This is a genomic window from Pseudoalteromonas sp. P1-8, from assembly GCF_001399985.1.
Classification (GTDB): Bacteria; Pseudomonadota; Gammaproteobacteria; order Enterobacterales; family Alteromonadaceae; genus Pseudoalteromonas.
Window position 1 is genome coordinate 35,164 of sequence record NZ_LJSO01000001.1, and the last position, 13,091, is coordinate 48,254.

Genomic DNA, 13,091 nt, shown 5'->3' on the forward strand with positions numbered 1-13,091 from the left:
GGAAGGCCGCTAGATTAGCAAATATCCAATTTTATGCAAGTAAAACGCCTAGCTATGCTAGGCGTCTTAAAATAAAGGAGGATTAAATTGGTGAGCCCGGTGGCATTGGCAGCACTTTAAAGTTTGTAGGCCATTCACCACTTTCTAAAAAGTAACTGATTTGCTCGCTTAAATATTGCTTAAATGCACTGTTACCAACGGATGCACTGCCTAGCATGGATTCTTGCTGGTAACTCTTTGCAAGTTTAGCTAAGTAGTAACGAAGCTGTGCTTGCACTTCGGGTGCCACCTCATTGCTTGCCACTAAGTCAGCAAACTGTTTTGCAGTTAAAAGCTGTACACGTTGGCTAATTTTACCTGCCATCCCTGAAGCAATTTTTTGCTCAAAAACTTGCTGATAAGTTTGTGCTAATAGCGCATCTAAACCATAAAATGCATCGCTTCGTGCTTGCTGCTGTGCTAAACGGTTAATGCGTTGGCTATTAAAAAGTAGGCTCAAGCTATGTGCTGCAGCAACCTCAGGCAGCGCCATCGCATCAAGCGTGAGTCCTGTGCGGCCAACAATGCTCTCGCGTGATTTTGATTCACCATACGCTTTTGGTGGAATAAGCGCTAATACCGACTCAGGCAAAACAAGGTTCTCAGCTTTTAATGTCGCAAGTACTGCATCGGCTGCCGCTTGTTGCGTTTGCTTTGCCACAACCTGTGCCCCTTTAGGTTGTGAGCCATCACGTACTTCGTATTCGTAATTTACACCGGCAATTAATTTAACCGCAGCTTCAACTTGATAGCGATGGAACAAATAAAGTGGCACCAGCATTTCTTCTAATTGCGATAAAGCAGTGCCTGTTTTGATGTTTTCGATACCAAAGCTCGTCAGCGCTTGTTTACGAACATCAAGTACACGCATTAGCTCATCACTCGGTGAACTACCGTTATCCCATAAATGCCCTGTTGGGTGAGCACCACCTTGAGCGCGGGCATCACTGTCTGAAATAAATTCCAGCCCTTTGCTTTTGTTTTCAGCTAAAATTGCGGCCAATTGCTGTGCTTCATCTTGATTGGTGAAGTCGCTATAACCGTATTTAACCACTTGGGTATCCCACACGCCCATGCCAGCAGCATAACCTCGGCTTACATCTAATTTACCTTGCTCATTAAAGCTTAGTAGTGGGTGTGGATAATCCATTACAGAGGCTCTGTCTGCCACTGACGCTGCAAAATTATGCGAAATACCTAAAGTATGCCCGACTTCATGGGCGCTTAATTGACGAATACGATCAAGTGCCATGGCTTGTAAGCGCTTAGCCACTTCATTGCCTTTAAAATAGGGAGCTGCTAATGCTTCTGCAATTAGGATGTCTTGACGAACACGCAGTGAACCCAGTGTCACATGACCTTTGATAATTTCGCCTGTTCGAGGGTCAATCACAGAGCTGCCGTATGACCAACCACGGGTTGCACGGTGCACCCATTGAATTACGTTGTAGCGAATATCCATAGGGTCTGCATCATCAGGGAGCACTTTAACGATAAATGCGTTCTTATAACCTGCTGCATTAAAGGCATCATTCCACCATTTAGCACCATCAAGTAACGCTGTTTTAACTGGCTCAGGTACACCCGGATCTAAGTAATAAACAATCGGCTCAACGGGCTCGCTGATTGGCAGGCTCGGATCTTTTTTCGCTAAACGATGACGCGGGATGTAACGCACATACATAGATTCACCCAGCGCTGCCGCATAATCTTTGTGCTCAATGCTCCAAAAACCTGCTTGAGGGTGGAATTTGCGAGGGGTGTAGTTATCGTCCGGTAACTCAATTAATGAGTGATGCATATGTACTGTCAGTGCATAAGGGTCTGGGCTCACTTGGCGTACATACTTACCTGGGTTATTACCTTGAAAAGTAAGCACGGCTTCTAATTCAGTATTTTTTTCAAATGCTTTTGAACGTGCTAAATAAACCGCGCTGCGGTTGCTATCTAAGTTAAAACTTCCCTGCCCGGTTGCCGATAAGCGACGGCTTACACCATGAACATCGCTTAATAAATAAGGGGTGTAATCCACAAGTACAGCAGTGTCTGACTGAGCTACAACACTAAAGCCGGCTAAAATACTTGATGCGAACGCCTCTTTAATACTTTGTTGTTCCGCAAGGTTATTAGTATTAGCGCGGTAATAAGTATTAATAGCTCTTAGCATCACCTTATCGCCAAAACGCTCAAACTGAACTAAGTGAGTATCACCTAGCTGACCGCGATCTAAGCCAATATCGTTTGAACCAACACCGTAAGGTAAGCTTTGTTGTAATAAAAATTGCTGCTCGAGTTTATCCACCTCAAGATACAATTTGCCGTTTTCTGTATCGTAGTAAAATGAAAAATAGCCTGAAAAATGAGTCATTTTTTCAGTAAAATCATTTATAGACTTAATTGCTGCGTGTGCTTGAGTTATCATAGTAAGTAGCACAGCTAAGAGCAGATATCGAAGTAATGGTATTTTTTGCATAATCTTATCTTTGTTATTCGCGTTTTAAATACTGTATAGGTATTAAGCAGTATAAAGTACCGCCAAGAAAAATCAGCTATTTAAGACGAAATTCAGCGCTTGCTAAGACATTCTCTCTCACACTAAAAATGTCTGGCTACAACGTTATCAGGAAAATAGAATGCGTAGACTCCCACCGGTATTGTTAGAAGATGGTTGCCCTCGTGAACTGATCTCATTGATCAGAACGGTACTTGCGGCATGTAAAGAAATTTCATTTCGTGTTGGTCAAGGCGCCCTATCTGGCGTATTAGGCTCAACCCTAGACGAAAACATTCAGGGTGAAACTCAGAAAAAACTCGATGTTCTAACTAACCAACTTTTAAAAGATATTTTATTAGAATCGGGCTACGTAAAAGCCATTGCCTCTGAAGAAGAAGACTTCACCGTTGCGGGTAATCCAGATGCCAACTACATTGTTGCATTCGACCCACTTGATGGCTCATCAAATACTGATATCAACTCACTCGTTGGTACGATTTTCTCAATTATGGCGGCGCCTGAAGGGGCTGATCCGGCTGATCCTAGTATTTTTATGCAACCGGGTAAAAACCAAGTTGCAGCGGGTTATGTATTATATGGCCCATCAACCGTGCTGGCGTTAACAACTGGCAAAGGCACACGCTTTTTCACCTTAGATAAAACGCACGGTACCTTCTTATTAACGCAAGATTTTGCAACCGTACCTGAAGAGACTAGCGAATTTGCAATCAATGCTTCAAACCAACGCCATTGGCAACCAGCAATGCAAAATTACATCAATGACTTAATTGCTGGTGATACCGGACCGCGTGGTCGTAACTTTAACATGCGCTGGATTGCTGCAATGGTCGGTGATGTGCACCGTGTATTATGCCGTGGTGGTATTTTTACTTACCCAACCGACACGAAAGATCCAAATAAACCTAACAAATTACGTTTACTATACGAAGCAAACCCAATGGCAATGTTAATCGAACAAGCTGGCGGTATTGCCTCAACAGGCACTGAGCGCATCATGGACATTCAACCTGATGCTATTCACCAACGTGTGGCGGTGATCTTAGGTTCGAAGAACGAAGTGGAAACCTGCTTAAGCTACCATAAATAGCAAGCAGTAAATGCCTTAGGCTGAAAGGTATAAAATTCTTTCAGCCTAAAGTCACTACTAATAACTTCTTTAGCGTACTTGTACTCAACTCACCCATTTGCTCGTTATTACTTAGCGCATAAATAGCCCCTTCAACGGCGCTTTCGTCGATGTCTTGCCTAGACTCGACTGCGTTTGCCCAAAGTTCTAATTCATCGATATCTATTTCGCCGTCTATAACACGCTGTAAAACCTGACAGAAAACATCTTGCGTCAGAGTATGGACACCACCTTGTGTGTCTGGAGTACTGGTAATTACTGAGATTGCCTCAAATCGGTTATCACCAAAGCGGGCAAACTCATCTAATGCGTCTAATTTATCCATTTGCTATGCTTACCTTTTCAATCTCAAAGCATCTTTTTACTTAATGACAACCCTTACTTGCTCACAATGCAAAGCAATGCTTAACTGCCAAGCCGACAATATTAATGCCTGTTGGTGTAGTGAGCTGCCCAACATTTTACCACTCGATGAGGCTGCAACAGAATGTTTATGCCGAGACTGTACTATAAAAAAGATCAATTCATTTTTATCTAAACTTTACCAACAGCCTCTTGAACAGCAGCTTGCCTTCGCTAAGCCTTATTTTACTCAAGGTAATTTAATAGAAAATCTCGATTACACCATGCAAAACAACTACATGGTATTTAGCCGCTGGTTCTTTTTAAAACGTGGCCACTGCTGTAGTAATGGCTGTACTCATTGCCCTTATTCCGATAGCTAACCTCTTACAGAGTATTTATTCAAATATTTTGCATTTAATTGCAAATAACGCATGGACGATAAGAATAAAAATACATTATAATTGGATATAAATTCACTAAATCATCAATTTTTAAGCTTAAATTACTAGTAACGTCTATTTTTTAAGCATAAATTTACTGTAACTAAGTCGGAATCAATCATGAACACTTTTAAGCCTGCTCTACTTGCAAGTGCAATTTCTGCAGTTTTAATCAATAGCAATATGGCGTTTGCTGCAGAAGATGCTATCGAAGTTGATAAATCAATTGAAACTATTCAAATTACTGCAACACGACGTGCAGGCTCAGTGCAAGATGCACCGCTTAATATCACAGCGCTCAATGGCGATGTAATTAGCGACCAAAACATTGGTGATCTAGAAGATGTCGCACGCTGGGTACCTGGCTTAACAATTTCTGATCAAGGTGGCCGTGAAGGTTCTCCGATTATCGTTCGTGGTTTGAATACAAATACTTCTGACCGTATTTCTGATAGTGGCACAGTGGCAACCTATGTTGGTGAAATTCCACTTAGCATCGACTTACGTTTAACTGACGTTGACCGTGTTGAAGTGCTAATTGGCCCACAAGGTACACTGTATGGTGCAGGTACTTTAGGTGGTGCAATTCGTTACTTACTAAAACAACCAGAGCTTGATATCACCGAAGGTAAGGTTACAGGCGATGTATTTAGCATTAACGAAAGTGACGGCACTGGCGGTGAGTTTGGTCTGGTATTCAATACCCCGCTAATTGAAGAAAAACTAGCGCTTCGTGCTAGCTTAAATTATTACGATAACCCTGGTTACATTGACTACACCCACGTGGTTCAAGAACCGGGTGTATCAAACCCAAATCCTGATTTTTCAGACAGCAGCGATGTAAATGCCAACTTAAAAAGCGTAAGCGATGTTAACGATGAGCAAATCACCACTGCACGTTTATCACTTCGTTGGCTTGCAACCGAAGATATTGATGCAACGCTAAACTACTTCTATCAAAAGCAAGAAAATGGCGGTAACTCGACATCGCAATATGGCTCTCTTGCTGATAGCAGTGCGCTACAAGGGATTCCTGGAAAATACGAAAACGTAGCTCGTGTACTTGAACCAGGTGAAGAAGAAAACGATTTATTAAGCTTAGAAGTAAAAGCAGATCTTGGTTTTGCTGAGCTGGTATCTGCATCTGGTTGGTCTAGCTATGAGCAATCTGGTCAGCGCGATCAAACTGATCTACTTTACGATATTTGGTCAGGCTATGCCGATTTCCCTTCTTTTGTTGGCTACACGCACGATACCTCAGATCGCGATACATTTACGCAAGAGCTTCGTTTAGTTTCAAATAGTAATAGTGCTTTTAGCTGGATTGTAGGCGGCTTCTACAACAAAGTAGAAAGTTACTCTGATGATCGTGAGTACACGCCGGGTCTGACTGAGTACTGGGGTGGTGGTATTCCAAATGTTGAACAAGACCTTGAGTACATTCTAATTTCAGATAGCGAAACCACTGAAAAAGCACTTTTTGGTGAAATCGGCTACAGCATCACAGATCAGTTTGATGTAACTTTAGGTGCTCGTTTTTACGAATACGATGTATCAACAACATCAGGCTCTGCTACACCGCTTTATTCTGGTGATTTTGATTCACTAGATAACCTTGTTATGGAAAATGTGAGCGCTAGCGATAACGGTAACTTATTTAAGTTTAATGCTAACTATACATTCGATAATGGTGTACTTGCTTACTTTACCGTGAGTGAAGGTTTCCGTATTGGTGGTGGTAACGGTATTGCTCCTTGCCCTGATGTATTACCTGAGCAACAAATTGTTTGTGCCCTGCCAAACGAAGAAGATTACAAACCAGATACAACGGTCAACTACGAGCTAGGCTTTAAGTCATCATGGTTACGTAACCGCCTACATTTTAATGCGGCGCTATTTAATGTTGATTGGAAAGATGCACAAGTGGGTAGCAGCACCGTAAATGGTCAAGAGCTAATTACCTCAAATGCAGGCTCTGCTAATTCTAAAGGTGTTGAGCTTTCTACTCGCGCAATGATTGGTGATAATTGGGCTGCATATGCGACATACGCGTATGCAAAGGCTGAATTGACCGAAGATGCGCCTTACTTATTTGGTGTGTTAGGCGATGACTTAGCACAGTACCAAAGCTACTATGATGGTGCCAAAGGCGACCGTTTACCGGGCGCTCCTGAGCATCAATTCTCGTTTGGTCTTCGTTACGAGCAAGATGTCTTAGGTGATAAGTTACTAAGCGTAAACTACGGTATCACAGCGCAAAGCGATGTAATCACCAAAGTAGGCTTAAAAGCAGACGGCGAAGTATTACCAGGTTATGCACTAAGTAACTTATCTGCCAAAATTACTGGTGATATGTGGTCTGCAACGCTTTACGTAGACAACTTATTCGATAAGTACGCATTCACTTCTGTACGTCGTGATAAGTCTTGGGCTGGTATGTCGCAATATGCTGAGCTTAATAAAGAGCTACCTGAGCTACAGCGTGTTTATGGTCACTACACCACAGCGCCGCGTACTATCGGTATGAAGTTTAGCTACAACTTTGAGCTGTAATTAAACATACCCATAAAAGCCTTGCCACCTTCAGGCAGGGCTTTTTAATACCAATTCGCTTAATTAATTGGTCTATTTTGAGGCAAGAAAACCTCGTTGATAGCAAGGCAAAAATTTCGTTATTTAGTTGTTCTCGGCAATTGCTCCTGCATTGCTCTACCTTCTGCATCCATGCAGTCGTAAAACAGAAATTTTTAACGCAGATAGCGACAGGTTTAATCCCTCAAAATGATTAAGTATTATTGCGTGTTGGTATCACAGTCACTCGTAGCGCTCACTTCACTTTTAGACCACTTTAGTAAAGCCGTTTTAACACATTGGTAGTCAATCGGCTTGGCAACAAAATCATTCATTCCTGCGGCAAAACATCGTTGCTTATCTCCTTCAAGTACATTGGCCGTTAAGGCAATAATAGGAGTCGCTTTATACTCTGGCATTTCTCTTATGCGTATTGTTGCTTGCGGGCCATCAAGTATAGGCATCTGCATATCCATAAATATAATATCAAAGAAGTTTTGCAGATTATTTTCCCCACTATGTTCCTTACATAGCGCAACAGCCTGCTCGCCATCCCCTGCTATTTTTATTGAGCTTATACCAAACTCATTTAACATAGCTTCGATAACAACCTGATTAATATCATTGTCTTCGACGACCAATACATTTAATGATGAAAAGTCTACTTGTTCCTCTTCATTTTCTTGCCGAGTTTCGGTTTCAAACTCAGAGTGCTCAATAACCTGTGTTGTTTTTAGCTCAAAATAAAAACAAGAACCCTGCCCTAGCTCACTTTCTACCTGCAAAGGAGCATTCATCAAAATTAGTAATTTGCTTGAGATAGCAAGGCCGAGCCCTGTACCACCGAAGCGCCTTGTAATTGAGGTATCCGCTTGAGAAAACGCTTCAAATAACTTACCGAGATTTTCTTTTGCGATACCTATTCCTGTATCAATCACACTAAATTTGATGCTCAAATCATCGCTGCCTAGCTCATTAATTTTTACGTTGAGGGTCACACAGCCTTTCTCGGTGAATTTAATTGCATTCCCAATAAGGTTTATCAACACTTGTTTTAGGCGGGCTTCATCAGCAAAGAAAACACAATGTTGATACTCTTCAGCAACAGAAATATTCAACTTAATATGCTTACTTTGGGCTTGCTCTTTAAATAAATGCTGTAACTCATCTAGTAGCGAATTTAAATGTATAGGCACAGACTCTAGCTCAATTTTAGACGCCTCAATCTTACTTATATCTAAAATGTCGTTGATGATTACCAATAAACCTGCCCCTGAAGATTGTATAATATTAAGCATCTTCATTTGTTCATGAGACAAACTGGTACGACTCAACTGCCGCGCCATTCCTAAAATGCCATTCATAGGGGTTCTAATTTCATGGCTCATATTTGCCAAAAATTCTGATTTCACCTTGGTGGTGTGTTCTGCCGTTTTCTTGGCTTGGGTAAGGTCTTGGCTTAACACCCGAAATCTATCTGCCGCAGTTGCAAGCACACCAATTTCATCGTTACGCTTTAAATCATAAATAGGAGCTGATAAATCACCAGCTAAGAAGTATTGAAAACTTGTGGTTAAACGTGTAATTGCACGCGATATATGCAGGTGGAAATAGATTGCAAGTGCGATAATGTAGATAACTACACCAACAGCAAGAAAACGCAGAGTTTGATCTGTTTTTATTACTGTTTCTTGCGCTTCACTTTTAATCTTTTGCAATTTTGCTAGGGATTGCTCTCTTAGTTTATCTGCAAGGGTACTGAACTCTATAGCATCGCCAGCCATAACAACATTAACCAAGCTTAAATAGTTTCGGTTAGCCTGCACGCCTCTCGAAAAAGCCTGTTTATAGGTTTTAGCATGTTCACGGTTATTACTTAGATCAGTGTTGGTTTGTGACTGATTTGATAAAATAGCCAGCGCCTTATTAACCGCTGCTCTTTTAGAATAATCTTTTTTGGCAAGAAACAAAGAGGCATCACGATGTAATTCATGCCATACATTGAGATGTTCAGTGATAGCCAATTTGTTTTCATTGGTAGTCGCAGTTAATTTGAGGTTGGTTAATTCATTAATAGCTGCTAAATAGATTTGCGGTAACTCAACGTCAGTGAGCTCTGTTTTTATTTCATAACGCTTGGCAAGCACATCTAGATTTTCACCGTACCGAGAAATCAGCTGTGTCATTGAATTTAAATAAACTTGGCTTTCAAGTTCATCACTTTTCAAATCAACACTTTCTAAACGTGCTTTTATACTTTCAAAGTTCTCTATTATTTTACTAAATACGGTTTTACTACCTGATAATCCATAAACTGAAATATCACGCTGCATTTCAACAATATCTTTATTTATACGAAGTATACCCACGGCATAATTACTAATGCGGCTTATATCGTTAAAAGATGTTTCAATTCTTTGTAATCGCTTGTTCAAGACAAAATAACTCGCCCCCATTACAAGTAAAACGAGTGTCAATGCCAATAACACTTTGGCTGCTAAAGACCTAGAAAAAATGGTTAGCAATGTAGCTCCTTATGAGTTCAACAACTCATACCATTTATCTAAACTATAATCATAATTCGGCATTACCGTATTCCAGACCGCTATATTCGAAAAACGCTTGATATAGCTTCCTCCATCACGAGCTTGACCCGCTAGAACAGATATTTTGCCGTCTGTTCCGCGTAAATCCATGGATGCTTCTTGCCCTTCATACCAATATTGCCATTCTGCTTTTGACATAAGAGGCTGACTCCGCTCAGGATTAGAAATGTAATAACCTTGTCTTGCGATAAATGCGCCTGGATAGCCAGAAAGCCACCAATTCATGTATTCATAAGCAGCATCTTTAACATGTCCCTGTGCATTAGCTGATAAGCACATAACCCCGTGCCAAGCACGATAACCTTCTTTGGGTGAAGCATAAACAACCGGGATACCTTGCCCTTTGCAGGCACTGACACCGGGCGAAAACATACTTTGAATAGTGACGCGTTTCATTTTCATAAAGTCGACCGACTGCGGTACCGAAGTCCAAAAGCCAGCAAAATGACCTTGTCTTTTCTTTTGCAGTAAAATTGCAAATAGCTGGTCAATTTCGCTAATACTCATATTGCCCATATCTTTAAACTTCATCAGCCCCTGCGCTTCGGCAGCCAGAGCAGAATCAAAAATACCGATTGTTGGCGCATTAACAAGCGCAACCTTACCTTTATTCTTTTCATCGAGTAACCAAGACCAAGACTCAGTTTGATAAGGAATCCCCTTTTCTATGAACTGAGTGTTGTAACCAAACGAGTCGACATTATGCACGTAAGGCAAGAAACTAATTGCATCGCTTGGTGTAGTCGCAAGCGTTCCATCTGCTTGCACGTAAAGAAGTTTGTTGGGTGAGTCACCAGCGCCTAACTTGGCTTCAGGCACAATTTTACCTGTTTTAGAGAGTGGGTTGATTTCATGCCAATAGGTAAGGCGATCTGTTTCGATAGGCTGAATAGCCCCTGCTTGCCAGAGAATATTAATTGAATCTGACCATTGCTCATATAAGTCAAAGCTACTTGGGTCTGATGCTGCCTTTTGCAACACCGCAGCACTGCCCATTGGGGTAAATTCAATATTAATACCCAGCTCAAGCATGGCTTTTTGCCTGAGTTCTTCTTGTAGAGTTACGTGGGTCCCCATAACCCTAATTGTGGGAGTATTCTTAGCGAATACATAGGGAGCTTTAAGGGCAACTGTTGATGCTATGGCACCAACACCTAATGTTTTTAAAAAGTCTCGGCGGTTATCAGAGTAATTCATTTAGCAATCCAGCATATTAAACCCATTAAAAGTATAGGTTAAATTTTTAAATTGCCTAAAATAACTACTCATTTACCCAGCAATGATTTTTCTAAGCCGAGTATTCACAAACTACAATTATTTAGATTAAAAAATGCTCTTTAGCTGTCACAATTGCTTGCTCAATAGCCGTATTTTTAACAGGCTTTGAAACAAATAAATCCATTCCAGCTCGTTTGCACGCTGCTTTATCATCTGCAGAAGTATTTGCTGTTAAAGCAATAATATAAGTTGTATCAGTTGGGCAAATTTGCTCATCTCTTAAAATACGTGTTGCTTCAATGCCATCCATTTCTGGCATTACGCAATCCATAAAAATCAGATTGTATTTGTTTTGCTTGCATTTATTTATCGCATCAATACCATCGCAGGCATAATCGGCCGTTAAGCCTAACTTTTCTAGGTGTGCTTTTAACACAAAGCGGTTAATTTGGTTGTCATCAACAACCAGTATCGATAAAGGTAAGGCTGAAAAGTCGATATCAGAGGCATGCAGCGTATCATGTGATTGTGGCTGTCCTAGTTTTAGAGGTAATTGAATATCAAAACAACTGCCTTTTTGGAATTCGCTACTGACCTTTATTATGCCTCCCATATAATCGATAAGTTCCTTCACTATTGCAAGGCCAAGCCCTGTGCCCCCCTTTTTTCGGTCCTTATTTAGCTCTTGGGTAAATGGTGAAAAAAGTGACTTCATAAAGGTTTCCGTCATGCCTATACCCGTATCAGAAACTTGCAAATTCAAGATGACATCGTCATTTTGAACTCTAGCAGATACGTATAACTTAATAGTGCCTTGCTCAGTAAACTTTAATGCATTACTCAATAAATTAGACGCAATTTGGGTGAGTCGGGTGTTATCACAGTAAGTCCAACATTCTTCACTAATATCAATTTCGACGTCAAAATAAAGATTCTTTTCTTGATATAAAGGTAAATATAACGACGCTAAATCAACAAAAATTGTTTTTAATAAAAAGTGACTAGGCTCTAATTTCAGTTCACCATGATTTATTTTAGAAAAGTCGAGCACTTCGTTAATTATATTTAACAAAATATCTGCACTTCGTAATGCAACTTTGAGTTTTTCTTCTCGTTTTTGCTCTGACTTTTCATAGAGTAAAGTCGTTAGCATGCCTGTAATGCCATTTAACGGCGTGCGCAGTTCATGGCTAATCTTAGCCAGCAAGATACTTCGGTCTTCAAGAGTTCGCACAGCATCCGCTTTTTGCTTTTTAAGCTCCTCACGAAGTAGCACCTCTTTCGTTACATCTTGAAAAGTACCTATTAAACGAACACATTGCCCGTTTTCAAATTCCGCTTCGCCATAGGTTGAAACCCATACAGGATTCCCTTTCGCTGTAATAAGCTGAATTTCAATATTCCAATCTTTACCATGCTCAATTGCTTCTTGGACTACTTGTTGTATTGCATCACGACTTTCACCTTCTTTATAAAATTCAATAGCCGTTTCAAGGTTTGGAGAATAATCTGAAGGGACTTCATGGATTGCTTTAGTTTGTTTACTCCAGTAGAGCTTATTTTCTAGCAAGTCGAGTTCCCAAGACCCTATACGAGCAACTTCTTCGACTTGCGCGAGCATATAGTTCTTTTTAACTAATCTCTCAGATGAGGCATTACGTGCTAATTCGTTACCTAACCATTGAGCAAATAACTCTACATAATCGTGAGACTCTTCACTAAAAGGTTTTGATACTTTAGGCGCTGAGAAGTTAACTGTGCCGAAAACATTTTTGCCAACAAAAATAGGTGCGCCAATGTAAGATTCTAGTTGAAAGTTTACATAACAAGGGTGCTGTGCAATCCGACTATTTGAGGCATGATGAAATGAAAGCGCTTTATTAGCTTCTAAAGTGTGAGCACAATAGGTACCTTCCAGATCGAATTGCGTACCAACCGGGATTGCATTATCAGGCGCCACCACATGAATGACCGTATAGAGCTTGTCATCAACTTGACTCACAATCGCAAATTCGAGATCAAATACCTCTAAACCAAATTCTAGTAACTTGATTACTTTGTCGGAAAAATCAATTTCTTGATTAGATACTATATCGTGGAATTGGCGCAGAAAGTTCAACCTAGCTCCCTAGTTATTCGAATTTTATTTGGCTCTAAAGAAGCATACCAAGAATTTCAAATAACAACAGCAGTAATCATAATTTAAGATTGAATTTGTATTATTAGTAATG

At 40.6% G+C, this 13,091-nt stretch carries 8 protein-coding genes; 3 read left to right on the forward strand and 5 right to left on the reverse strand.

The features are described from left to right. Positions 1 to 82: 82 nt before the first annotated feature. Positions 83 to 2,512, reverse strand: coding sequence for a zinc-dependent metalloprotease (locus AN213_RS00155; RefSeq protein WP_055196738.1), 2,430 nt, complete (start codon positions 2,510 to 2,512; stop codon positions 83 to 85). A gap of 160 nt (positions 2,513 to 2,672) precedes the next feature. Between AN213_RS00155 and AN213_RS00160 the strand changes: the two genes are divergently transcribed. Further along, positions 2,673 to 3,641 carry a class 1 fructose-bisphosphatase gene (locus tag AN213_RS00160; RefSeq protein WP_054561004.1) on the forward strand — a complete coding sequence of 323 codons (969 nt, stop codon included), beginning with the start codon at positions 2,673 to 2,675 and terminating at the stop codon, positions 3,639 to 3,641. Between the two features lie 40 nt (positions 3,642 to 3,681). Here AN213_RS00160 and AN213_RS00165 read toward each other — a convergent pair whose 3' ends face one another. Beyond that, complete coding sequence (locus AN213_RS00165) at positions 3,682 to 4,005, reverse strand: hypothetical protein (protein ID WP_055196740.1); 324 nt, start codon at positions 4,003 to 4,005, stop codon at positions 3,682 to 3,684. 43 nt (positions 4,006 to 4,048) lie between these two features. On the opposite strand from AN213_RS00165, the gene AN213_RS00170 reads away from it, so the two are divergent. Together AN213_RS00170 and AN213_RS00175 are read left to right on the forward strand one after the other, a co-directional pair. After that, entirely contained in the window at positions 4,049 to 4,405 is a 357-nt protein-coding gene (locus AN213_RS00170) for a DUF5522 domain-containing protein (RefSeq protein WP_055196742.1), read from the forward strand. Positions 4,406 to 4,585: 180 nt separating this feature from the next. Beyond that, positions 4,586 to 7,018 carry a TonB-dependent receptor gene (locus AN213_RS00175; protein WP_055196744.1) on the forward strand — a complete coding sequence of 811 codons (2,433 nt, stop codon included), beginning with the start codon at positions 4,586 to 4,588 and terminating at the stop codon, positions 7,016 to 7,018. A 239-nt stretch (positions 7,019 to 7,257) separates the two neighbouring features. Here the strand turns inward: AN213_RS00175 and AN213_RS00180 are convergent, their stop codons facing one another. From AN213_RS00180 to AN213_RS00190, 3 genes are all read right to left on the reverse strand, one after another. Further along, the gene (locus tag AN213_RS00180) at positions 7,258 to 9,561 is read right to left on the reverse strand and encodes an ATP-binding protein (protein ID WP_055196746.1); all 2,304 of its coding nucleotides are present in this window, start codon (positions 9,559 to 9,561) and stop codon (positions 7,258 to 7,260) included. 9 nt (positions 9,562 to 9,570) lie between these two features. Next, a complete protein-coding gene (locus tag AN213_RS00185; RefSeq protein ID WP_055196748.1) occupies positions 9,571 to 10,839 on the reverse strand; it encodes a PotD/PotF family extracellular solute-binding protein in 1,269 nt (422 codons plus the stop codon). Positions 10,840 to 10,960: 121 nt separating this feature from the next. Continuing rightward, positions 10,961 to 12,979, reverse strand: a complete 2,019-nt coding sequence (locus tag AN213_RS00190) for a hybrid sensor histidine kinase/response regulator (protein WP_054561669.1) — start codon at positions 12,977 to 12,979, stop codon at positions 10,961 to 10,963. Positions 12,980 to 13,091: the final 112 nt, after the last annotated feature.

Bases quoted from the DNA above. Each gene is read 5' to 3' on its own strand.
- AN213_RS00155 (WP_055196738.1), bottom strand. From the start codon at position 2,512: ATGCAAAAAATACCATTACTTCGATATCTGCTCTTAGCTGTGCTACTT.
- AN213_RS00160 (WP_054561004.1), top strand. From the start codon at position 2,673: ATGCGTAGACTCCCACCGGTATTGTTAGAAGATGGTTGCCCTCGTGAA.
- AN213_RS00165 (WP_055196740.1), bottom strand. From the start codon at position 4,005: ATGGATAAATTAGACGCATTAGATGAGTTTGCCCGCTTTGGTGATAAC.
- AN213_RS00170 (WP_055196742.1), top strand. From the start codon at position 4,049: ATGACAACCCTTACTTGCTCACAATGCAAAGCAATGCTTAACTGCCAA.
- AN213_RS00175 (WP_055196744.1), top strand. From the start codon at position 4,586: ATGAACACTTTTAAGCCTGCTCTACTTGCAAGTGCAATTTCTGCAGTT.
- AN213_RS00185 (WP_055196748.1), bottom strand. From the start codon at position 10,839: ATGAATTACTCTGATAACCGCCGAGACTTTTTAAAAACATTAGGTGTT.